17 protein-coding genes are annotated in these 21,725 nt (G+C 61.0%); 4 read left to right on the top strand and 13 right to left on the bottom strand.

From position 1 onward, the window contains the following. Window positions 1-3: 3 nt before the first annotated feature. From DMZ65_RS12090 to DMZ65_RS12080, 3 genes are all read right to left on the bottom strand, one after another. Complete coding sequence (locus tag DMZ65_RS12090) at window positions 4-762, bottom strand: alpha/beta fold hydrolase (RefSeq protein ID WP_116599149.1); 759 nt, start codon at window positions 760-762, stop codon at window positions 4-6. Between the two features lie 94 nt (window positions 763-856). After that, a complete protein-coding gene (locus DMZ65_RS12085; RefSeq protein WP_116599148.1) occupies window positions 857-1,699 on the bottom strand; it encodes a helix-turn-helix transcriptional regulator in 843 nt (280 codons plus the stop codon). Window positions 1,700-1,745: 46 nt separating this feature from the next. Continuing rightward, window positions 1,746-2,204 carry a hypothetical protein gene (locus DMZ65_RS12080; RefSeq protein WP_116599226.1) on the bottom strand — a complete coding sequence of 153 codons (459 nt, stop codon included), beginning with the start codon at window positions 2,202-2,204 and terminating at the stop codon, window positions 1,746-1,748. Window positions 2,205-2,560: 356 nt separating this feature from the next. Between DMZ65_RS12080 and DMZ65_RS12075 the strand changes: the two genes are divergently transcribed. Further along, on the top strand, window positions 2,561-3,151 hold the full coding sequence (locus DMZ65_RS12075) for a thymidine kinase (RefSeq protein WP_116599147.1): 591 nt from the start codon (window positions 2,561-2,563) through the stop codon (window positions 3,149-3,151). Window positions 3,152-3,154: 3 nt separating this feature from the next. Here DMZ65_RS12075 and DMZ65_RS12070 read toward each other — a convergent pair whose 3' ends face one another. The 8 genes from DMZ65_RS12070 to DMZ65_RS12035 form a co-directional block, all read right to left on the bottom strand. After that, window positions 3,155-3,493 carry a tRNA-binding protein gene (locus DMZ65_RS12070; RefSeq protein WP_116599146.1) on the bottom strand — a complete coding sequence of 113 codons (339 nt, stop codon included), beginning with the start codon at window positions 3,491-3,493 and terminating at the stop codon, window positions 3,155-3,157. Beyond that, window positions 3,486-4,301: a pyrroline-5-carboxylate reductase gene (proC, locus tag DMZ65_RS12065; protein WP_116599145.1), complete on the bottom strand. Its 816-nt coding sequence runs from the start codon at window positions 4,299-4,301 to the stop codon at window positions 3,486-3,488. Before proC ends, DMZ65_RS12070 begins: the two co-directional genes overlap by 8 nt. 40 nt (window positions 4,302-4,341) lie before the next feature. Continuing rightward, on the bottom strand, window positions 4,342-4,842 hold the full coding sequence (locus DMZ65_RS12060; RefSeq protein WP_116599144.1) for a type III secretion system chaperone family protein: 501 nt from the start codon (window positions 4,840-4,842) through the stop codon (window positions 4,342-4,344). 359 nt (window positions 4,843-5,201) lie between these two features. Then, window positions 5,202-6,332 (bottom strand): Hint domain-containing protein, encoded by a 1,131-nt coding sequence (locus tag DMZ65_RS12055; protein ID WP_232824983.1) that lies wholly within the window; start codon window positions 6,330-6,332, stop codon window positions 5,202-5,204. Between the two features lie 477 nt (window positions 6,333-6,809). Further along, window positions 6,810-7,766 carry a phasin family protein gene (locus tag DMZ65_RS19705; protein ID WP_116599143.1) on the bottom strand — a complete coding sequence of 319 codons (957 nt, stop codon included), beginning with the start codon at window positions 7,764-7,766 and terminating at the stop codon, window positions 6,810-6,812. Window positions 7,767-7,973: 207 nt separating this feature from the next. Beyond that, complete coding sequence (locus tag DMZ65_RS12045) at window positions 7,974-8,387, bottom strand: phasin family protein (RefSeq protein ID WP_116599224.1); 414 nt, start codon at window positions 8,385-8,387, stop codon at window positions 7,974-7,976. A gap of 343 nt (window positions 8,388-8,730) precedes the next feature. After that, entirely contained in the window at window positions 8,731-10,530 is a 1,800-nt protein-coding gene (locus tag DMZ65_RS12040; RefSeq protein ID WP_116599142.1) for an NAD(P)/FAD-dependent oxidoreductase, read from the bottom strand. 145 nt (window positions 10,531-10,675) lie between these two features. Beyond that, window positions 10,676-12,436, bottom strand: a complete 1,761-nt coding sequence (locus DMZ65_RS12035) for a sigma-54-dependent Fis family transcriptional regulator (protein WP_116599141.1) — start codon at window positions 12,434-12,436, stop codon at window positions 10,676-10,678. Window positions 12,437-12,639: 203 nt separating this feature from the next. Here DMZ65_RS12035 and DMZ65_RS12030 point away from each other — a divergent pair, with 203 nt between their 5' ends. After that, a complete protein-coding gene (locus tag DMZ65_RS12030) occupies window positions 12,640-15,012 on the top strand; it encodes a Tex family protein (RefSeq protein ID WP_116599140.1) in 2,373 nt (790 codons plus the stop codon). 87 nt (window positions 15,013-15,099) lie between these two features. Here DMZ65_RS12030 and DMZ65_RS12025 read toward each other — a convergent pair whose 3' ends face one another. Continuing rightward, on the bottom strand, window positions 15,100-17,052 hold the full coding sequence (locus tag DMZ65_RS12025) for an AsmA family protein (RefSeq protein ID WP_116599139.1): 1,953 nt from the start codon (window positions 17,050-17,052) through the stop codon (window positions 15,100-15,102). A 126-nt stretch (window positions 17,053-17,178) separates the two neighbouring features. Here DMZ65_RS12025 and rimO point away from each other — a divergent pair, with 126 nt between their 5' ends. Then, window positions 17,179-18,570, top strand: a complete 1,392-nt coding sequence (gene rimO / locus DMZ65_RS12020; protein WP_116599138.1) for a 30S ribosomal protein S12 methylthiotransferase RimO — start codon at window positions 17,179-17,181, stop codon at window positions 18,568-18,570. A gap of 681 nt (window positions 18,571-19,251) precedes the next feature. Here rimO and DMZ65_RS12015 read toward each other — a convergent pair. Next, window positions 19,252-20,013 carry an NAD kinase gene (locus DMZ65_RS12015; protein WP_116599137.1) on the bottom strand — a complete coding sequence of 254 codons (762 nt, stop codon included), beginning with the start codon at window positions 20,011-20,013 and terminating at the stop codon, window positions 19,252-19,254. A gap of 183 nt (window positions 20,014-20,196) precedes the next feature. On the opposite strand from DMZ65_RS12015, the gene glyA reads away from it, so the two are divergent. Then, entirely contained in the window at window positions 20,197-21,492 is a 1,296-nt protein-coding gene (gene glyA, locus DMZ65_RS12010) for a serine hydroxymethyltransferase (RefSeq protein ID WP_116599136.1), read from the top strand. Window positions 21,493-21,725: the final 233 nt, after the last annotated feature.

The following is a 21,725-nucleotide window of genomic DNA, read 5'->3' as shown; positions in this document are numbered from 1 at the left end:
GCATTACGAGTCGAAGAAGGCGCGGGCCGATGCCTCAAACTCGCGCGGTTTTTCAGCGTGCAGCCAATGCCCCGCCCCCGTGACCTTGGCGAACCGTGCCTTGGGAAACAGGTTGCGGATCGTGCTGCGATGTTCGGGCAGGACGTAATCGCTGTCGCTGCCGGACAGAAACAGCGTCGGCTTGTCGAATTTTCCAGTCATTTCGGGAAAGCCGAGGACTTTGGGCATTTCGGCGTCCAGCGCGTCAAGGTTCAGCTTCCAGCGGCGTTCCTTGACGTCGAGCGACTGGGTGAAGAAGGCCTGCAAGGTCTTGTCCTCGACCGTGCGGGCCAGTTGTTCGGACGCGTCAGAGCGTTTCTCGACCGTGCCGAGGTCAACACTGCGCATGGCCTCGATGAACCGGGCCTGCGTGTGGCCGTAGGTGACCGGCGCAATGTCGGCGACCAGCAGACGGTGCAGCAGATCCGGTTCCTGTAATGCCAGCGTCATCGCCGCCTTGCCGCCCATCGAATGGCCGATCACGTCGGCGGGGGCGTCCAGCGTGCGGATCACCTGTGCCAGATCCTCGGCCATGTCGGGATACCCATGCCTGTCCGACCAGAAGCTGTCGCCGTGATTGCGCATGTCGACCGCGATGACCTGACGGCTGTCAGCCAGACGGCGGGCAATCACCGACCAGTTGCGGCCAGATCCGAACAGGCCATGCACGATCAGCAGGGGCGGGCGCGCGGTTTTCTCACCGAATGTCAGCAGGGTCAGCATGAGAGCACCTTTAGTCTTTGGGGCCGGGCATTTCCAGTGATTTGGCGGGGTTGATCCGACGTGAGGCGTGACGTGATCGCGTGCCGCAGGGGGCTCATTGCCTGAGGCCCGCGCCGGTATGCCACAGATGGGTCCGGCTGCCGCCTTCGTCCATTTCGATCAGCGCCGGGAACGGGCCCTCATCAGCGCGGTGCAGCGGATCGGGCAGGATGCCGATGCTCATGGCAAGCGCCGCAAGCTCTGGGCGGCTGGCGGCACCGGTGCGTTGCATCAGGGCATTCATCCGTTGACGCACGGCAGAGACAGAAATGCCCAGTTTCTGCGCGATGGCCTTGTCTTTGGTGCCCAGACCGATCAGGCGCAGCAGCTCTTGCTGCTTGTCGGTGATCTGGTTTCGGTTGGTGAATTCCTGTGCGAAGTGGTAGATATAACGCTGATGGCCGGCCAGTGCGGCGGCGTGCAATGTCCAGCCATGTGCCTTGACGATTGCGATCATTTCGCGCCGCGAATGATCGCCCGCAAAGGTCAACAACCCGGATTGCGGTGGCGCATGCTGGCGCAGGGGAATTGAAAAGCCGGCCCGCATCCCGCGCTTTGCGGCCTCGCGCAGAAGGTTCACACGGGTGGCGGGGATGTGGTGATATTCCTCGACAAATTCCAGCCCGATGGTGATGGGCGTCAGGCAGTGCATCGCGTGGCTGCGGAAATACGACCAGCGATCATTTTCCGGGTCCAGATTGAGATCCTGCATCCATCGGGAATCGTAGGACGTGCGGATAAACAACGTCTTTTTCCAGTCAGTGTAGCCGCTGGTAGAGAAGAAATCGACAAAGGGCAGGCGCAGATCCCGCCCCAGCCCGACGATCAGTTGCCAGACTTGCGTGGAGTGGGTCGTGGTTTCGAGGTCGCACAGGAACTGCTGGAGAAGATCCGGCACATAGCGTTCGGCCTCGATAAGGGGGCGACGTTCAGCGGGGGGCGCTTCAGACAGTTTCGTCCTCCAGATGCAGCTTCATGTCGATAAGAACTTGTTGCAGGGTCAGGGTTTCCTTGAGCATCCGCTTGGCTTCGTTCACCGTGATGACGCCATCCTGAATGGAAATCTGGTATTCGGCCATCAGCATGGCGAATCGCTGGCTAAGCTTGATGACATCGTTATTGACCCCGCCGGGGCCGTCAGAGTTGCTGCGGCGGTCGTCCTGAGACATGGTCAGCCCGCGCAGTTCCGAAAGTGCCGCGGTGACATGCGGATAGCTGGCAGCCCCTTCCAGCCGGGCGACGGCGTCAATCGGCATGAACCGGTCTGCATGTTCTTCGTGGTCTGAATAATACCGGCCGAGCGTTGCCTTGGATTTGCCGGTGATGTCGCAGGCGGGTTCGATGCCTACATCTTTCACCAGCGCCTCGGTGTGTTTTTTCAGGTAACTCCCGATGGTGTTCATCCGCATTCCTCATCTGCCAGTCGTCACGGGAAATTCAACCCGCGGTTCCCCTTAATCGTATAGAATGGAAATGTCATTTATAAAGCAAGCCCATGATAGAGCGGGTCTTGTATAGAGTTGCCGCTTTGCGGTGTGGTTTGAAAGGGGACTTGTCGGTCCTGGCCAGTTGGCCGAACCTGACGGGGCGTGTATTCCTTGGTCACCTGTGCCGGGAATGGTTAAATGTTTTGCGACGGCAAGCATCATGTCGGTGTGAGCCCCCTTCGTGCCTGCATGGGCTTGTCGTCGCGTTTTTATCCGTTGTCTCGCGCCGATCCGGCTTGAGGGGCACGCGCGGCTGCGGCATATCGTGTGCCATGGCAAAGCTGTATTTCCACTATTCCACGATGAATGCCGGCAAGTCGACCTTGCTGTTGCAGGCGTCTTACAACTACCGCGAACGCGGGATGGATACCTACCTGCTGACCGCACAGGTGGACCGGCGCGCAGGGGCCGCGCGGATCGGGTCGCGCATCGGGATTTCCTCCGAAGCAGAGACATTTGCCGCGGGCGATGATCTATATGCCCGGATTTCCGAGAAACTGGATAGCGGGCGGATTGCCTGCGTCTTTGTTGACGAGGCGCAGTTTCTGAACCCCGAACAGGTCTGGCAACTGGCCCGCGTGGCCGATGATCTGAAACTGCCGGTGATGTGCTACGGGCTGCGCGTCGATTTCCGGGGCGAGCTGTTCCCCGGATCGGCCACCTTGCTGGCGCTGGCGGACGTGCTGCGCGAGGTGCGTACCATTTGCCATTGCGGACGCAAGGCCACGATGGTGGTCCGGCAGGATCAGGATGGACGGGTGCTGCGTGACGGGGCGCAGGTGCAGATCGGCGGGAACGAGGCCTATGTCTCGCTGTGCCGTCGCCACTGGCGCGAGGCGGTGGGCGACCGTCCGGGCGGCTAGGCGTCAGTGCATTTTGCCGCCATCGGGCACCGGGGCTTTGGGGCCGATCAGCACGATATCGCCATTCTCGTCCGACAGGCCGAGCGTCAGGCATTCCGACATGAACGGCCCGATCTGGCGCGGCGGAAAGTTGACCACGGCCATGACCTGCTGGCCGATGATGCTTTCGGGGTCGTAATGCTGCGTGATCTGGGCCGAGCATTTCTTCTGCCCCACCTCTGCGCCGAAATCGATCCATAGCTTGATGGCAGGCCGCCGCGCCTCGGGGAAGGGTTCCGCGCGGGTGACGGTGCCGACACGGATGTCGAGCTTCAGGAAATCGTCGATCGTCACCTCAGCCATTGGCAAGCGCCCTTGAGCGATCGGCGGCTGCGGCCACGGTGTCTTTCATCAGCAGGGGCAGGCCCTTGGCGGTGTCCATCAGCACCTCTAGCCCGGCCTGCGTTGTGCCATTGGGCGAGGTGACGTTCTTGCGCAGTTGCGCGGGCGTTTCATCGGCGGCTTCGGCCAGCGCGCCTGCGCCCGCAACGGTGGCTTTGGCGAGCGTCATGGCCAGATCGGGTGCCAGCCCCTGCGCCTCGCCCGCCGCCGCCAGACATTCGATCATGTGAAAGACATAAGCCGGACCGGACCCGCTGACGCCGGTGACGGCATCCATCTGCGCCTCTTTCTCCAGCCGCACGGTCTGGCCCACGGCTTGCAACAGATCTTCGGCCATGGCCATCTGCGCCTCTGACGCGATGCTGTTGGCGATCAGGGCAGTGATGCCGCGCCCCACGGCGGCGGGGGTGTTGGGCATGGCGCGGATGATCGGGGTCCGGTCGCCCAGAAGCGACGCATAGGTGGCGATGCCAATGCCAGCCGCGACCGACAGAAACAGGGTGCTGCCATTGCCATAGCTTTTCAGCGTCGGCAGCGCGTCCTGCATCATCTGGGGTTTGACAGCGATCAGCACGATGGCGGGATTTTCGGGCAGGGTGGCGTTCAGGTTCACGCCCTGCGCGGTCAGCCAGTCCGATGGGTTGGGATCATTAACCCAGACAGAACCGGCGGGCAGACCGCCTTTCAGCCAGCCTTCGAGCATGGCCGACCCCATCTTGCCGCAGCCCAGAAGCACAAGGCCACGGTTTGCAAGTTCCGTCATGTTCATCGTAGATCCCTCGTCGGAAATTTCCTTAACGGGGATAGTGTTACGCGCGACCGTAGGCCTCTGCAATGGCGACCTGAAGCGCGTCTTTCGGGGATTGATCGCCCCAGACCATCAGTTGGAAGGCGGGGTAATAGCGTTCAGCACTCAGCACGGCGGCGGTGATCATCGTGTCGATCTGATCGGGGCTGGCAACCTGACCGCCCGCAAGGATCAACCCGTAGCGATAGACCATCAACCTGGGCTCTGCCCAGTAGCTGAACGCGCCGGCCCAGCATTGATCATTCACCAGATTGAGGCCCTCGTGCAGCGCCGGCATCTTTTCGGGCGGCGGGTCCATGTCGAAGGTGCAGATCATCCGCAGGGTTTCGTCATAGGCCGACCAGGCCAGGGTGATCGAATATGTGCGCCATTGCCCAACAACGGCCATCGCGATCTGATCGTCACCGACGCGGTCGAAATCCCATTCGTGGTTCTCGGCCAGATGTTCGACGATGTCGATCGGGTGAAGGTCTTCTTCGAGATATTGTTCGGACAGTGCCATGGCGCCACCTCATTTTGTTGTAGCGCGGGTGCCGGGTGGCGACCCCTAGCGCTTGGTGCCTGCTCTAGGGTGAGGGGGAAATCCCGTCACCCTTACAACATATGGTGAGGGCTGTGCTTCTAGCTGTAAAGCTAAATATTCGTGACAAACGCAATAAGTTGTGGATTAACCGGTCGTCCCTACCAGACTGCGCGCTGGTCAGGGTGGTCCTGTGTTCAACTGATGCAAATCACGAACGATATGCGGACATGCGAAACGCTATTGGCCCGGCAGGGCAGGTGCACGGTCAATACCCAGCCAGGGCCAGTCGTTACGGTTCATCGCGAGTTGTGAAGAGGCCCGTGGGGTGACGCGATGCGTCAGAGGTGCCTGTTCAACAGGTCTTTCTTGTTTTTCAAATGCCTCGCGATCAGCTTTTTCTGCTGCGGACCGGACGGGATGAGGCGGGCAGATTTGGGGATATATTTCAAATCTGCGATTTGCGGGAGGATCGTCAGGATCTCTTCGCGCGCGTCGGGTCCGACTGATTTCAACGCTTCCGGTCCCGTGAGCAGGCTTTCGGCCCCGGTTCCTTCCACATGGAGGATTTCGTGAGTGTCGAGTAGAATATGATAGTATTCCACAACATCAAAAGCATCGTCGATGAATATTCCGGGCAACTCGGTCAGCTTGATGGCCGGGATCAACACCTCGGCAGCGCCGAACATCCGTTTCGCAATTTTCGATTGCACCAGCACCCTATGCTGGCGCGAGACGACAAGATCGCGCGTCGGAAACCCATCACCAAGCGCGCCAGCCAGAATCCGTACCGGGCGCAGCTTCGGGTTTGCGTCGAGTTCGGTCTTGCTCAACTTGCGGTGGCCGACCCAGCGGATCGGAACCGCACCGTGATCCCGCGTCAAGACCAGATCGCCTGCCGCAAGGCTTTCTACGGGACGTTCACCACACGGACAGCCGACAAGCGCACCTTTTGAGAAACAAAGTGGCAACGTGTCTTGCCGGTCCGCAGCTAGGTTATATGCTTCATTGGTCGAGCCATTTGCGTAGATGGGTGACAGCAGTTCCAAGGATTGTATCGGTTGCGCATTGATTGCAGCCTGATCTGCGTTGGCGGACGTTTCCGGTGCCCAGTATGTGTTGCCCAGCGTATCTTGAAAGAGGACCGCAGAAATGTCGGCCGTCGTCCCATCCTCATAGGTGATGGTCGCGTTAAACAGCATGGTTGCATCATGCGTTTGCGGGGCCCCGCCATCGATGCTGAACTGATCATTGGAAACATTGTTGTCGGTGTCGTACGCTCCTGCCGCACCGCCGCTGAAGCCATTGCCCGCAGGCGAAAACTCATGGCGATCGAAAGACAGTGGATCTGAAGCCGAGCCATAGGTGCCCAAGGACTGGTTCACCGCGACTGTGGAAACCAAGTTGTTGCCTTCCACGGGATCCCAGATTGGCATCACACCCAACGAAAAAACAGTAAATGTCGTGGCCATTGCCGTATCCTTGGATGCCTGTTTGTTAAGCGCATGTTAATCTGTGTTCACAATCAAGTCAAAGAGGAACAAGCTGAATTCCCGATGGTGGTTAAGAATGTCGGGCCGATGATTTGGTTTTGTCACCGTCTACAAAGGCGTGTGATCGAATGGTGTCAGGAAGGGTGTTCATTTTTCAATATGGCCAGCAAAAACGCGTTGGCGCGGATGAGCATGCCTGTCAAAACGGTTTGCAAGGCATGGGGCGGAGAAGCTGGCAGTCGCAGGCCGATGTCGGGCGTTCCGTCGGCGCTGCCTGTTCGAACTATTTTTCCATGCGCGGTAGACTTGTCGCAAACGCCGCGGAGTGTTGGAAATTTACGCGTTCACGCAGTGAAATCTTCAGGTCGAACACGTCTTGCCCTGCACAAAGCAGTAAGGCAGGCCCTTTTTTAGGCCTGCCTTTTGAAGTGCTGCGCGACGAGAGTCGGCGTTCGCTTATTTTGAAGGGCCTGTTGTCTTTGTGGCCGCAGTTTTGTTCTTGCGTGCCGAATTGGACGCAGAAGCGGATTTCGGCTCTGCCGCTTTGGCAGGTGCGGTGCGCGTCGTGGTTTTTGCCGGGGCAGTGGCGGCGGCGGTCTTGGGCGCAGGCTTGGCCGCCGGTTCCGCGAGCGTCTTGGCAGGTGTATTCATGGCAAGCTTTTCGGTGGGCTTGCCCGCCGGCGCAGCGGTTTTGCCAGCAGCGTTCACGTCGGGCGCAGCTGTCTTTTCGGTGGACCTGACAGTGGATGAGGCTGGTTTGGGCGCAGGCTTTGCGGCCGAAGTCGCAGCTTTTTTGCTTGCCCTCACGGTTGAGGTCGCAGGCTTTTCGGCGGGCTTGGCGACTGCAGCAGCGGCCTTGGGCGCGGTTTTTTCTGCCGAAGCATCCATTTTGGCCGATGTGTTCACGGCAGGCTTTGCCGCGTTCTTGGCGGATTTGACGCCAGCTTTGGCGGGCTTGGCAGTGTCAGTCACCGGCTTGCCAGTCGCTTTTGCGGGCTTGGCAGCTTTTTGACCGGACGGTTTTGTTGCAGCGGGGGCGGCTTTGGCCAGGTTCCCGCCAGCGTTTGTCATCACTCCGATCGCATCGGTTTGCGCTTTCTTGGCGATCTCGGCGAATGTCATCATATGCGCGGTCGCCGCCTTGGAATAACTGGATGCGAAAACCGACATTGCGCGGGCATAATCTGTCGGTTGCGATTTGGCCGCGGACATATCCGACAACCCTGCCAGCGCGTCCTTGCTCCACTGTGTGGAAACATCAAGAGACTTCGACGCGGCATCCAGCGCCACAGCATTGATTTTCTCATTCAGTTCGGCGGTGGACTGAAACGCGCCCGTAAGAGAGGTCACGCCGAAAGGAAATGTCGCCATTGCGTCCTTAATGATCGCGGACATGTCAGGTGTCTTGCTCATATTGAGGTTCCTTTGTTTGGCGGGAAATCTCCCGCTAGGGGGCATCGGAAATTTGCGCCCGAAATACCGCGTCGCAACAGGTTGTACCCCGTGGCGCGGGGCGGCTCTTGCCCAATGCAGCAACTTAAATGCAAAAATGGCAGGCCCTTGTGAGGCCTGCCCTTGCCAAGCGCGCTTTCCAAGAAAACAACGCTTGGTATAGTCACCTTACTTCGCAGCAGTCGCCGACTTTACAGCCGAAGTTGCGTCTTCGCTGAATGTCTTGCCCGCAGCCGTCATCAGTTCCAGCGTGTCAGCCTGAGCTTTCTTCGCGATTTCGGCGAAGGCTGTCATATGCTCTGTCGCGGCTTTGGAGTAGTTGGATACGAAATCGGTCATCGCCTGAGCATAATCTGTCGGCTGAGCTTTTGCTTTCGAGACGTCCGAGATGCCTTTCAGCGTGTCCTGGGTCCACTTTGTGGAGATCGCTGTCGACTCTTCGACGGCGGTCAGGGCAACGGTGCTGATCTTTTCGTTCAGGTCAGCTGTCGATTTGAAGGCACCTTCGGCTGCGGAAGCGTCGATCGGGAAGGCGGCCATTGCGTCTTTGAACATCGCGGTTATATCAGTTGTCTTGGTCATGTCTAATTCCTTTGGCTTGGCGGGACCATTCCCGCTTTGCGTGTCTGCATCCCATATGAATGCTGCAGTGCCGCAATTCAAGCCTTCATTGCTGCGATGCAGCAATTTTTTCGCAATCCCTGCCGGACAGCGACAAAGTCTGACGTCGCGTTCAAGGCGCAAGCAGACCGGACATCCTAAGGCAGCCGACCGGGCGATGATGCGCCGGGTCTTGCCGAGCTTTTCTTGGTTTCGGCAATCGCTTTGACGTGGCAACGGTGTGCCGATGTGCTTCTTCGGAACGTCTGTCCCGAAGAAGCTTGTTTGATATGTCTCCGGTCAAAAATCCGGAGTGGCGCGTGTCTCAGCGTAGGTGGTGGACGTCCTGAAGGCCGTAGACAGGTGTTTCCAGCCCTTCAAACCGCGCTTTCAATTGCAGGGCCAGATACAGTGAATAGTGCCGGGACTGGTGCAGGTTGCCGCCATGCATCCACAGGTTCTGCTGCTGCGTGGGCTTCCACATATTGCGCTGCTCGCCCTCCCAGGGGCCGGGATCCTTGGTCGTGTCCGAGCCAAGCCCCCAGACCTTGCCGATCTTGTCCGCGACCTCCTGGCTGATCAGATCCGCAGCCCAGCCGTTCATCGACCCATAGCCGGTGGCCATCACCACGAGATCCGCTTCAAGCCGCGTGCCATCTGACAGCACGACGGCATCTGCCTCGAAATGATCAACCTGGCCTTTGACCAGCTTGACCTCGCCGTCAATGATCAACTGGCTGGCACCCACATCGATGTAATACCCGGAACCGCGGCGCAGGTATTTCATGAACAGGCCAGAATTGTCATCCCCCCAGTCCAGTTCGAACCCGGCCTTTTCCAGACCGGCATAGAATTCGGCATCGCGTTCGCGCATCTGTTCGTAAAGCGGGATCTGGAATTCATGCAGGATCCGGTAGGGCAAGGAGGCAAAGATCATGTCCGCCTTTTCCGTGGTCACGCCATTGGCAACGGCCTCTTCAGAATAAAGCGCGCCCATGCCGATATCCATCAGCGTATCCGACCGGACGATATGTGTGGAGGATCGCTGCACCATCGTCACATCGACATCGTGTTCCCAAAGCGCGGCACAGATGTCATGTGCCGAATTGTTCGACCCGACCACGACAACCTTCTTGCCGGTCCAGGCATCCGGCCCGTCATGTTGCGACGAGTGTTGGATTTCGCCCTTGAAATCATCCATGCCGGGAAATTCGGGCATATGCGGCTTGCCGGACATGCCCGTTGCCAGCACCAGTTGCGTGGGCTTCAGGATAACGGTTTCGCCGTCGCGGTTGACCTCGACGGTCCATTGGTTCGCGGCCTCGTCAAAGCTGGCCTTGATCACTTCGGACCGGGACCAGTAGTTCAGTTCCATCACCTTGGTATACATTTCCAGCCAGTCGCCGACCTTGTCTTTGGGCGTGAAGACCGGCCAGTTGTCGGGGAATTTCATGTAAGGAAGATGATCGTACCAGACCGGATCATGCAGGCAGAGCGATTTGTAGCGTTTGCGCCATTGGTCGCCCGGACGGTCATGCTTGTCCAGAACGATGGTCGGCACGCCAAGCTGACGCAGGCGCGCACCCAGCGCAATGCCGCCCTGACCGCCACCGACGATGACGGTATAGGGCTGGGTGTCATATCCCAGCTTCGCGGTTTCCGTCTCGCGTTCTTCCTTCCAGGTGGTCCGGTTCTTGCCGGCACCATGTTGCGCCCCCATCGGACGGCGTGTGCCACGCTGTTCCTCATGGCCCTTGAGTTCCTGCAACGCGGTCAGAAGCGTCCAGATCCGGTCGTCCTTCAGGCGCATCAGCCCCCAGCCGCGCCCGACCTCGGTCTCGAAGGTGATCCAGGCGGTGGTAACGCCGTCTTCCTCGGCCGGTGTCTCGCCGTCTTGCAGGCTGAAGTTCCGGGGCTTCACCGAGGCCAGTTGGCTGTTCAGCATCTGGCCGATCTCCTCCGGGCCTTCGGCTGTCTTCAGGTTCCAGGTAAAGGCCACCAGGTCGCGCCAGTAGCTGTCAGTGGCGAACTGTTCCTTGATTCGGTCCACATCGCCATCCGCAAAAGCGGCATTCAATGTGTCCAGCACCTGCTGCGTGCGGGTTGTCACGGTTGTATCGAGCATCGCGTATCCTCCTCATTCGCGTCTCTATTGCGTAATCCTGTGGTATTTCATGCGGCGGATGCCAGCTTTATCGGCAGGATAGCCAAGGAAGTCCGGGGAAAGAAGGGCAGGGTGTTGCACGCGCAACGGCGCGCAACGCGACGTGTCAAAGCGGGAGGGTCAATCCGGAACGGCGCACCCGCCGCATTACCGTAGAGCGGTTGACGCCCAGTCGTCGCGCCGCCTGCGCCATGTTCCAGCCGCAGGCCTCCAGGACATCCTCTAGCGAGTCCTCTTCAGGCGCGGCCGGTCCGGAATCTGCCGGAACAGGCAGGTCGGGAAGGTCGATGACATCGCCATCACATAAGGCGACGGCCACATCAAGAACCCGTTCCAGCTCGTGCAGGTTTCCTGTCCAGACGCGACCTGCCAGCTCGGCCCTTGCCGAGGGTGAAAGCCGCAGCTCGTCGGGTGCGCGCCGCCGCAATAGCCGGTCCATCAACCAATCCAGATCCCGGCGTTTCCGCAGCGGTGGCACAGACAGAAAAGCCCCGGAAATCCGATAGAACAGGGGTTTGTGAAAACTGCCCTCATGGACCGCCTGCCCAAGATCAACGCAACTGGTTGCCACGGGGCGCAATCCGGGGCGTTCGTCCAGCAGCGCCGACAGCAGCGCCTGTACATCCGGTGGAAGCTCCTCGATCCGTCGCAGGATAAGCGTTGCGCGCATCGGGCCGGGTGGCCCCAAGGCCTCGATCAGCCTGTCCGGCGTCTGCGCGGCGCATTCGACGGTGATCAGGTCGCGATCCTTTCCTGTGGCCACATGCAGTGCCCGCGCAATCCGCATCTTGCCGGTGCCGGTTTCCCCCGAAAGGATCAATGGCACATCCGTGGTTGCCAGCCGCTCGGCCTGCATCAGCAGACGTTGCATTTCTGGGTCCGGCCCCGCCAGCGCCGCCAGAGATCCGCCTTTGCTTTGCAGCCTGCGGGTTACGGCCCCCGTCGATCTTGGTGCCTGTGGCGCGATGGCATGACCGAACAACGCGCCTCCGTCGGGCATGTTGACGACGCGGTCCTCGGTCGGCCGGTCCCGCATCAGATCAGGCAGATCGTCGACTGACAAAGCCAGCAAGGAATCGATCCGCTGGCCAAGAAGCGTTGGCGCATTGCCTCGGAACAGCTTGTCGGCACCGCGGGTGAAGCCGATGATCCGGCCAGAGCCGTCCAGCGTCACCGCTGCCTCTGGATCGACGTCCAGAAACTCGGGGCTGGCCGACAGCCGCAGCACCCATTCCCGGCGGCTTTGGGCCATCAGGTTGGCCATTTCGACCCGCCTTGCCGAAGCCGTCACCATGCTCATGGCCAGGTTCTGGCTGGATTTGGGGGAAGGGGATTGTAACAGTGAGATGTCCAACACCGCGGCCAGTTGGCCCATACTGTCATAAATGGGCGCCGCCGTGCAGGACAGCGCCGTATGCGCGTTGCCGAAATGGTCGTCTTGATGGATCGTCACTGGCTCTCCGGTGACGATGCAGGCCCCCGCGGCGCTGGTCCCGGCCAGTTCTTCGGACCAGTCCGCGCCCATGAACAGCCCCGAGCCGCGCAGTTCAGTCTCAAAGTTCCGGTCGCCGAAGAAGTCGACGCAGACGCCTTTGGCATCCGTCAGCAATACGGTATAATTTTGTCGGGCAACCTGCCGGAAAAGGCTTTGCAGGCCAGAGCGCGCCGAGGCGATCATCCGTTCAGCCTGCATGCGATGTTCGCGCAGTTCCGTTTCGGTCACGATATGCGCAGGGTCGGCACGGGACGGGTCCATGCCATAAACCTCGACGCAGCGTTTCCAGGAATCCGACACCTGACTGTCCCGCCCGGTTATACGTCCGTCCAGAACGCTTTCTATTTCCTGAACGTGATTATGCGCGATCATGTCTTCCGCCCAAAATAAGTGCATAGTGGACATATCACGCCTGCACAGGATTTGCGACGCGCCTAAAGTTGGATCTGTGGATGGCCGGTCGCGTGTTAAACCTTGCAACGGCTCCGCTTTGGCGAGAGGTCGCGCAGACCCCTTGGCGCGCGCGCGGCGTAGCGATATGACGGACGTCCCGAAGCCAGACAGAAAGACGCCCCGTGGATACCAGTAATCGCATCGCCCGGACCATTGCCACAGAGATCAGCGCCCAGCCGGGGCAGGTCAACGCCGCTGTTGCCTTGCTGGATGGCGGGGCGACCGTGCCGTTTGTCGCGCGCTACCGCAAAGAGGCGACGGGCGGGCTGGACGATACGCAGTTGCGCAATCTGGCCGACCGTCTGGCCTATCTGCGAGAGCTGGAAGCGCGGCGTGCGAGCATTCTGGAGTCGATCAAGGGGCAGGACAAGCTGACCGACGAACTGGCCCGCGCCATCGCCGGGGCGGAAACCAAAGCGACGCTGGAAGATATCTATCTGCCTTACAAACCCAAGCGCCGGACAAAGGCGATGATTGCCCGCGAAAACGGGCTGGAACCGCTGCTGGAGGAGATTCTGGCCGACCGTTCCGCAGATCCGGAGGTTTTGGCAAAGAGCTATTTGTCAGAGGCTGTCGAAGGCACGAAACAGGCGCTGGAAGGCGCGCGAGATATTCTGGCAGAGCGGCTGACAGAGGATGCGGGACTGCTGGGCAATCTGCGGGCTTTCATGCAGAAAGAAGCGTTCCTGACCGCCAAACTGGTCAAGGGGCAGGAAGAAAAGGGCGCGAAGTTCTCGGACTATTTCGACCACCGCGAACGGTGGGCGGATGTGCCTTCGCACCGGGCGCTGGCGATGTTGCGCGCCTCGAAAGAGGGCGTCGTGACGGTGGATATTGCGCCCGATCCCGAAGAGGGGGCCGAACGGGCCGAACGCATGGTCGCAGCGGGGCTGGAATGCCGGACGGATGGCGCGGGCGATGTGTGGCTGCGCAAGATGGCGGGCTGGACATGGCGGGTAAAGCTGTCCATGTCGATGATGTTCGAGCTGCTGGGCGATCTGCGCGCCCGCGCACAGGAAGAGGCGATTTCGGTTTTTGCCCGTAACCTCAAGGATTTGCTGCTGGCGGCACCGGCGGGGGCGCGCGCGACGCTGGGACTTGACCCCGGCATCCGCACGGGCGTCAAGGCGGCGGTGATCGACGCCACGGGCAAGGTGGTGGCGACAGATACGCTGTACCCGTTCCAGCCCAAGAACGACACGCGCGGCGCGCAAGAGGCGATCCTGCGGCTGATCAAGGGGCATGGCGTGGATCTGATCGCCATCGGCAACGGCACAGCCAGCCGGGAAACCGAACGGCTGGTGGCCGAGACGCTGAAGCTGCTGCCTGCGGGCGTAAAACAGCCCACAAAGGTGGTGGTGTCAGAGGCCGGTGCCTCGGTCTATTCGGCGTCGGAACTGGCGGCGCGCGAGTTTCCTGATCTGGATGTTTCCCTGCGCGGGGCCGTGTCCATCGCGCGGCGGTTGCAGGATCCGCTGGCCGAACTGGTAAAGATCGAACCCAAGAGCATTGGCGTTGGCCAGTACCAGCATGACGTTGATCAATCGCGCCTGTCCAAATCCCTGGAAGCCGTGGTCGAGGATGCGGTGAACGCGGTGGGCGTGGATCTCAACACCGCCTCCGCGCCGCTGCTGGCGCATGTCTCGGGGCTTGGGCCGGGGCTGGCGGAATCCATCGTGGCGCATCGCGACAGCAACGGGGCATTCGCGGCGCGCAAGGAGTTGCTGAAAGTCGCGCGGCTGGGGCCAAGGGCGTTTGAACAATGCGCGGGTTTCCTGCGGATCCGGGACGGCAAGGAACCGCTGGACGCGTCCTCGGTTCACCCCGAAGCTTACGGCGTGGCGCGCCGGATCGTGCAGGCCTGCGGGCGCGATCTGCGGTCGATCATGGGCGATAGCGGCGCGTTGCGCGGATTAAAGCCTGAGGATTTCGTCGATGACAGCTTTGGCCTGCCAACGGTGCGCGACATCCTGTCGGAGCTGGAAAAGCCCGGCCGCGACCCGCGCCCGGAGTTCAAGACGGCCAGCTTTGCCGACGGGGTTGAGGACATAAAGGATCTCAAACCCGGTATGGTGCTGGAAGGAACGGTCAGCAATGTCGCGGCTTTCGGTGCGTTTGTGGATGTCGGCGTGCATCAGGACGGTCTGGTGCATGTCAGCCAGTTGGCGGACCGGTTCGTGAAAGACCCGCATGAGGTGGTCAAAGCCGGTGACGTGGTCAAGGTCCGCGTGACCGAGGTGGACGTGCCGCGCAAACGTATCGGGCTGACGATGCGCAAGGATGGCGGGGATTCTGCCCGGTCTGCAAAGGCAGAGCGTGATGCCGCCCCCGGCGCGGCGAGGGGTGGCCCCGGCGGCAAAGGCAGTAATGGTGGTGGCCGCGGTCCGGGCAAAGGGCCGCGGGGTGCCTCCAGCCATTCAAGCAAGCCCGCAGGCAAACCGGACCAACCGGGCGCTTTCGGTTCGGCCCTGCTGGACGCGCTGAAGAAGAAATAGGGCAGGGCCAGGGGCCAAGTGTCGGGTTTGACGGTGGTTTGCGCGACCACAGGGTGCGGTCGGCGCAGAGCCGCGCCCGCTTTCCGCCTATTTCCCCAACAGCCTTAACAGCCCTTTGGCGGCCTCCTCCTCCAGTTTCCGCTGGAGGGCATCTTCGATGCTGTCGCCTTGCTCGACCGTGACGCCCAGCTCCTTCTCCAGCTTCTCGCTGACCTTGCTGCGCACATCGTCTTCCAGTTGCTTGCGCTCTTCGGCGAGGTTGCGGTCAATTGCTTCGCCCATATCCGCGCGAATGGCGGGCGCGTCCCACGGCCCCTTGATGCGCACCGGGATAGCCAGCCCGCGCCCGTCACGCGCGTTCAGCGCCGTGGGGACCACCAGATAATCCAGGCTCCGCGCGCCAATGTTGACCTTGCCTTCCCCCTCGGCCTTGATGCCGGGCAGGGACATGGCCAGATCCTTGTTGCGCAACACGCCGCCCGCGATGGTGTAGGTGGCAGACAGCGTGTCGAAAACCGTGGTGCCACCGCCGACACCGCCTGCCCGGAAAAGCTGATCCAGATCGATGCCGGAAATCACGCCGGGACCGGCTTGCACCGATCCGTCGCCCTTGAGAGAGGACATGATCGCGGCAGTGCTCTGCCCGACACCAAGAAAGTTGAGCGACGCATCCGCCTTGCCCGAGAAACGGCTAACATCAGCGGCATCGTTCAGAAGCGTCTGCATCTCGACACCCGAGGCGCGCAGCTTGCCGCCGACTGACAGGCCATTGCGGTTGTTGGCGACAAATTCCCCGGTGATGAGCCCGTCATAAGCACGCACTTCGTTCAGGGCAAAGACCGCGCGGGACCGGTCGAGCGTCATTACGGTGCGGGTCTTGCCAAGTGTCAGCGTGCCAAGCTCAATGGCCCCGGCCTCCAGCGAAACCTTTCCGTCGAAGGCGGCCAGGCCTGACGCATCAATCGCCGCCCTGGACCAACCCGCTGCATTTCCGGACCCGCCGCCGTTTCCGCCACCGCTATCGCCCTGCGCTAAACCGGAGAAATCCAGCGCGTCGGCACTGAGCTGCGCAGTCACACGCGGCTTGGCGTCCAGCGCGATATCCGCCGCCGCTTGCAATCTGTTGCTGTCCAGGGTGAGTTTTCCGTCACGCAGGGCCAGCCGGTTGCCTTCGGACAGGGTGATCTGGCCCGTGCCGTTGGCCTTGCGCCCCAGACCCTGTGGCAGATCAACGCCCGCAATGCCGAGCGCGGCCAGAAATCGGGCCGTATCCGCAAGATCGAACGACACAGCGCCCTGTGCCTCTGGCTTGGTGCCGAACGTGCCGTCAAACTTCGCCGTGCCACCCGGCGCGTCCAGCGAGGCGACCAGAGGTCCAACGGCACCGGTCATCATCGCCTGCGGGCGGCCTATCGTGGCGGCGATGCGCAACGGGTCGCCCTGGGGCCGCAATGTCAGGTCAAACGTCGCCGGGCCTTCGCGGTCGGGCCACGCAAGGTCCAGATCGACGCCTTCTATCACCACCGGGTCGGCACCCGCCGCGCGCCAGTCGAGCGACGCATCGCTCAGTCGCAGGCGATCCAGCGTGAAGACGGGAATGGCAGGTGTCTGATCGGATGACGGGGCTGGCGCGGCGTCGGTCTGCTTGGCCTCTGTCGTGGACAGCTCCCAGTTGCCGCGGCCGTTTGCGTCAGTGATCAGCGTGATCCGGGGCGCGTCGGCCTCGATCATGCGAAAGGTGATGTCACCTGACAGCAGGGCGGCCGCGTCCATTCCGATCCGCGCGGCCTGCGCGCGCAACAACGGCGTGTCCCCGGCCCAATCGGCATTTGCCACCTCCAACGGACCGGTGCTGATCGACAGCGTTGGCCAGAAGGTCAGCGAGACATCGCCTCCGATCGTGACCTCGCGGCCCAACTGCTTGGACAATTGCGACGAAGCAAGGTGCGCGAGCCGTTCGCCCGGCAGCATCAGAACACCGACGACGGCCAGAAGAATCAGGATGACGACCGCTGAAAGAAGGCGGAACACAAGGCGCATCGGGCTGCTCCCTTACCGATTACCATAGGGTTTTGCGCGTAGCGTGACGCGAAGGTGCGGTACACGCAAGCGAGATGGCACCGTCTTCGCTCTTTTCTGCCGCAAAATGGGACTGTAAGAGGGCGCATGACGCAGAACCCGCCGAATCTTCGCCCCGACCTTGCGCCGCGTGCGCGCTATGATGACAGCCGCCGTGTCGGCCAGCCGACAATCGGCATGGTCAGTCTTGGTTGCCCCAAGGCGCTGGTGGACAGCGAACGCATCCTGACCCGGCTGCGCGCCGAAGGCTACGGCATCTCGGCCGACTATTCCGGCGCGGATGCGGTGATTGTGAACACCTGCGGATTTCTGGACACCGCCAAGGCCGAAAGCCTGGAGGCAATCGGAGAGGCGCTGAACGAAAATGGCCGGGTGATCGTCACCGGCTGTCTGGGTGCAGAGCCGGACTATATCACCGGGGTGCATCCGCGCGTTCTGGCCGTCACTGGCCCGCATCAATATGAACAAGTGCTGGATGCGGTGCATATCGCCGTGCCGCCCGATCCAGATCCGTTTGTGGATCTGTTGCCAGCTTCGGGCGTAAAGCTGACACCGCGCCATTACAGCTATCTGAAGATTTCCGAGGGCTGCAATCACAAGTGCAAATTCTGCATCATCCCCGATATGCGCGGACGGCTGGCCTCGCGTCCTGCCCATGCCATTGTGCGTGAGGCGGAAAAGCTGGTTGAAAACGGCGTCAAAGAGCTGCTGGTCATTTCGCAGGACACCTCTGCCTACGGGCTGGATATCCGCCATGCCGAGGATCGCGGGCACCGGGCGCATATCACCGATCTGGCGCGCGATCTGGGCAGCTTGGGTGCCTGGGTGCGGCTGCATTACGTTTATCCCTATCCGTTCGTGCGCAACCTGATCCCCCTGATGGAGGGGGCCGCCGGGGCAGGGGACAGCAAACTGCTGCCCTATCTGGACATCCCGTTCCAGCACGCGCATCCGGATGTCCTGAAACGCATGGCGCGGCCTGCCGCCGGGTCCAAGACACTGGATGAGATCGCCGCCTGGCGCGACATCTGCCCGGACATCACCCTGCGCTCAACCTTCATCGTCGGCTATCCCGGCGAGACCGAGGCCGAGTTCCAGACCCTTCTGGATTGGATGGACGAGGCGCAACTGGATCGGGTCGGGTGCTTTCAATATGAAAACGTCGCCGGTGCGCGGTCCAATGATCTGCCGGATCATGTGCCCGCAGAGGTCAAGCAGGACCGCTGGAACCGGTTCATGGAGAAAGCACAGGCAATTTCCGAAGCCAAATTGGAGGCCAAGGTCGGCACGCTGCAAGAGGTCATCGTGGACGATATTGATGCGGACGGCATTGCGACCTGCCGCACCAAAGCCGATGCGCCTGAAATCGACGGGAATCTGTTCATCGACGCAGGGACCGAAGGCTTGTCCGTTGGCGATATTGTCCGGGTCAAGGTTGATGAGGCTGGCGAGTATGACCTGTGGGGCCAACTGGAGTGACGCGGTATGGCGTCACGCATGCTTCTGATGAGCGTCAGGATGAGGACTTCCGTGTCCGACCCGTAAAAAGCCTTGCAACGCCAGACGCTTAAGCGCATCGACGGTGAATATTTTCTTCGAAGCGAAGGCCTGTTGGCGCAACGCGGGAGGCGCGAGGCGAGAATTAACACGTTGATATTATTAGGAATAATAGAGATTTCAGGCGGGCTCTGAAAAATCCGAATCATTGGGCCGACCATTTCGATGTGAAATCGATATTTGAGCGCCTTCCATCTCTGAACCTGATGTTTTTTACAGGTCCAAAGGTCTCACCTGCACGAATTACCATAATATCGGCGGATTTACCCGGACAAACTGGGGCGACAAAGCGTCAGGGTGACGCTAATATGAAGAGGCAGCCGACAGAGCGGACCGAGGGCCCAACACCTCAGAAGCAAAGCCGGTCACAGGGAGAAATTGCCGCATCCGCACCAGTCCCGCGGTACCAGATCAAGACCCTGTGTATGCGCAAAACCTTTATCCGCCTCTGTGCGGCGTATGATTTGAACGAGTATTTTTTTAATGACGAGACGACGGTGTCCCAGCAATGGGGCACCGTCATTCGTTTGAGCGGCCCATCTTTGCGACGGGTTCTGAGCTGGGCGGGCGCTTTCGAACCTTGCCCCCAGAGCGCAGACACTATCAAACAAACTGTTCGCGGATCAGTCTTTCTTCCAGTCCATGACCGGGGTCGAACAGGATGTGATGCTCGACTGACGCGTCCGAATGGATGTCCACCACGGACACGTTGCGCACGGATTTTCCATCGGTGTCTGCCATCACCGGTCGCTTTTCCGGCTCCAGCACCTCGAACCGGACATGCGCCGATTTTGGCAGCAGCGCGCCACGCCACCGCCGTGGGCGAAAAGGCGCAACCGCCGTCAGGGCAAGCACATCCGACCGGATCGGCAGAATCGGGCCATGGGCCGAGTAGTTGTAGGCGGTCGACCCGGCGGGGGTGGCCACCAGTGCTCCGTCGCAGACCAGTTCGGCCATGCGCAGCTTGCCATCGACGCTGATCCGCAGATGCGCCGCCTGCGGGCCTGCACGCAGCAACGACACCTCGTTGATCGCAAGATTCTCATGCCGCGTGCCATCGGTGGTTTCCGCCTGCATCAAAAGCGGGTTGATCACGGCCTTTTCCGCTGCGGCCAGCCGTTCCTCAAGGCCCGCTTCGCTGTATTCGTTCATCAGAAAGCCAACAGTGCCTCGGTTCATTCCGTAAACCGGGGCGGGCAGGTCACGGGTGCGGTGCAGCGTTTCCAGCATGAACCCGTCGCCCCCCAGGGCCACGATCACGTCGGCATGCGGTTCGGCATGATCGCCATATTGACGACTCAAGGCGGCAAGCGCTGCACGGGCAAGTGGCGCATCGCTGGCGCAAAAGGCGATTCGAAGGGACATGAAAGGTGCATTTTTCCTGAAACAAGACGATACATTTCCAAAACAAACACAAGTTTCTTCGAAGGGCCAGCATTGGCGGACTGAATGATCCGGATTGTCGCTTTACGATCTTTGCACTTTGGCTGACGTGGGGTAGGAACTGGCATCCTTTCCAAACGCACCCCCCAACCGGAGTGACCGCCTATGACCGTTCCGCCTCGTAACACAGGATTTTTCACTGAACCGCTTTCTGATCGTGACGCGGATGTATTTGCCGCGATCACGGGCGAGCTTGGCCGCCAGCGCGACGAGATCGAGTTGATCGCCTCCGAGAACATCGTCAGCCGGGCGGTGATGCAGGCGCAGGGCTCTGTGCTGACCAACAAATATGCCGAAGGCTATCCGGGCCGGCGCTATTACGGTGGCTGTGACTGGGTCGATGTGGCCGAAAACCTTGCCATCGACCGCGCCTGCCAGCTGTTTGGCTGCGGCTTTGCCAATGTGCAGCCCAATTCCGGCAGCCAGGCCAATCAGGGCGTGTTCCAGGCGCTGATCAAACCCGGCGACACCATCCTGGGCATGAGCCTCGATGCGGGCGGTCACCTGACCCATGGCGCGCGGCCCAACCAGTCGGGCAAATGGTTCAACTCGGTCCAATACGGCGTGCGCGAGCAGGACAATATGCTGGATTACGATCAGGTTGCGGCGCTGGCGGCGGAACATAAGCCCAAGCTGCTGATCGCCGGTGGGTCGGCGATTCCGCGCCGGATCGACTTTGCCCGGATGCGCGAGATCGCCGACAGCGTGGGTGCCTATCTGCTGGTCGACATGGCGCATTTCGCCGGTCTCGTGGCCGCGGGCGAACATCCCAGCCCCTTCCCGCATGCGCATGTCGCCACCACGACGACGCATAAAACCCTGCGCGGGCCCCGCGGCGGCATGATCCTGACCAATGACGAGGAGATCGCCAAAAAGGTCAACTCGGCGATCTTCCCCGGCATCCAGGGCGGCCCGCTGATGCATGTGATCGCGGCCAAGGCGGTGGCTTTCGGCGAGGCGCTGGACCCCTCCTTCAAGACCTATGCCAAACAGGTCATCGCCAACGCGCAGGCGCTGAGCGACCAGCTGATCAAGGGCGGGCTGGACACGGTCACCCACGGCACCGACACGCATGTGGTGCTGGTCGACCTGCGGCCCAAAGGCGTGAAAGGCAACGCCACGGAAAAGGCCCTGGGGCGGGCGCATATCACCTGCAACAAGAACGGCGTGCCATTCGATCCCGAAAAGCCGACCGTGACCAGCGGCATCCGGCTGGGCAGCCCCGCCGGTACCACACGCGGCTTCGGTGAGGCCGAATTCCGCCAGATCGCCGACTGGATCATCCAGGTGGTCGACGGCCTCGCAGCCAACGGCGAAGACGGCAACACAGAGGTCGAAGTCAAGATCCGCGCCGAAGTCGAAGCGCTGTGCAAACGCTTCCCGATCTACCCGGACATCTGAAGCGGCATCCAGCACCTGCCCCCAGACAGGCACCGGGGGCGGGGCATAACTTTCCGGCGGACATTCTGACAGGAAACGATGCAGAGACGGGCCGTCCAGAACCAGTCGACCGAGGCTAGAAAACCATATTCCAGCCTCCGTCATCCCGAACCCCGCCTTCTCTCGCCAGCCCCTCTTTCAAATTCTCATTGGCAAAAATACTCCGGGGAGTGTGAGGGGCTGGCCCCTCACTC

This window comes from Primorskyibacter marinus (assembly GCF_003313245.1).
GTDB classification, from domain to species: domain Bacteria; phylum Pseudomonadota; class Alphaproteobacteria; order Rhodobacterales; family Rhodobacteraceae; genus Primorskyibacter; species Primorskyibacter marinus.
The sequence above is the reverse complement of the archived record's forward strand: the minus strand, read 5'-3'. Positions and strand labels throughout refer to the sequence as shown.